This window comes from Bartonella sp. OC16QHHD, assembly GCF_042194035.1.
Lineage (GTDB): Bacteria > Pseudomonadota > Alphaproteobacteria > Rhizobiales > Rhizobiaceae > Bartonella.
Window position 1 is genome coordinate 1 of record NZ_JBHIMJ010000088.1, and the last position, 1,316, is coordinate 1,316.

Annotated in this window: 2 protein-coding genes; both read right to left on the reverse strand. The window is 38.5% G+C overall.

The genetic code is table 11. From position 1 onward, the window contains the following. Positions 1 to 88: 88 nt before the first annotated feature. Positions 89 to 655: a hypothetical protein gene (locus tag ACFIK1_RS08835; RefSeq protein ID WP_375662609.1), complete on the reverse strand. Its 567-nt coding sequence runs from the start codon at positions 653 to 655 to the stop codon at positions 89 to 91. Further along, positions 652 to 1,107 (reverse strand): hypothetical protein, encoded by a 456-nt coding sequence (locus ACFIK1_RS08840; protein ID WP_375662610.1) that lies wholly within the window; start codon positions 1,105 to 1,107, stop codon positions 652 to 654. Before ACFIK1_RS08840 ends, ACFIK1_RS08835 begins: the two co-directional genes overlap by 4 nt. Between the last annotated feature and the right edge of the window lie 209 nt (positions 1,108 to 1,316).

Here is a 1,316-nt window from a genome sequence, read left to right on the forward strand (position 1 = left end):
AGTAGAATTTTTCATCTTGATTTCCTACATTGCGCGCAATTCACCCGTGGCGTGAATCACGCTGGTGTTAAAAGTTGGTTTTTCGGTGTTAGAAACGGCTTATGTAGCTTATATCGCTTGCTGAATAGTCACTTTCGTAGATGATTGAATTGCGTCCACGAATTTCAAGATTACCAGAAATATTTACATTATCGAAAATATATACTCCATCTAGAATTTTCATATTTCCGGAAATGTGTGCTTTATCACTTATATAAGCATCTCCATAGACACGGGCATTGCCATAAACATGGCCCAAAACTCGAGCCTCACCATAAATTTGTGCATTGCCGTAAATTTGCGCATCATATTCAACATATGCTTCACCGCAAACTTTTGCATTTTCATAAACACGCGCCCTGCCTGTAATTTTTGCGCGTTCAAATACTTGTGCATTGCCGAAAATCTTAGCGTCACCATAAACTATAGCTTTATGCCAAACCCAACAATCGCCTTCATGCGATAGGTTGTCTTCTTTTTGTATATAGCCGCCTAAGTAACCTTTTTTAATATTTCTAAAATCTCTTAATGCACGTATGCGATAAAGTTTTTTACTTTTATCGGTTCTTGTATCATGAAATTCTTTTATTTCATCAGTGAGCTCGTATTTTTTCATCTGTTTTTTTCTTTAGTTGAGATTCTTCGATCGTCATTAATCCAGTCGTCCCAACATACACATGCATCACCGTAAATTTTTGCATGACCGTAAACATGCGCATTGCCGTAAACACGCGCCCTATCGTAAATGTATGCCTCACCGTAAACTTCTGCATGACCGTAAATGCATGGTTCATCGAAAACTTCTGCTTTGCCATAAATACGAGAATTGCCGTAAACCTCGGCATAACCGTAAACATGTGCATCACCAAAAACCTTGGCATAACCATAGACTTTTGCATCATCACCTACCCAGCAATTGCCATCATGAGAGAGGTTATCTTCCTTCTCAATAAAACCACCAACGTCACCTTTCTTGACTCTTCCAAAGTCTCTCAATGCACGAATGCGGTGGAGAGTTTTGCCCCCAACTTCGATTGTTTCATCAGTCATTTCGTATTTTTTTTCCATGGTTTTACTCCTTTAAGTTAGATTCTGCCTTTGTCGTTCTTGCAAAAGAACGGCATTGCATTGTGTGGTGAATTTTTTGAAAAGGTGGCGTCTTTTAAAAACGCCTTTAGCTTTTAAAGCACATCACAAGGACGCAAACGGTGTTGTTTTTCGTAAGAACCATACATTGCATCATCATATTCGCGCTGTTTTATATCATCTAAAAAAAA

Bases quoted from the DNA above. Each gene is read 5' to 3' on its own strand.
- ACFIK1_RS08835 (WP_375662609.1), bottom strand. From the start codon at position 655: ATGAAAAAATACGAGCTCACTGATGAAATAAAAGAATTTCATGATACA.
- ACFIK1_RS08840 (WP_375662610.1), bottom strand. From the start codon at position 1,107: ATGGAAAAAAAATACGAAATGACTGATGAAACAATCGAAGTTGGGGGC.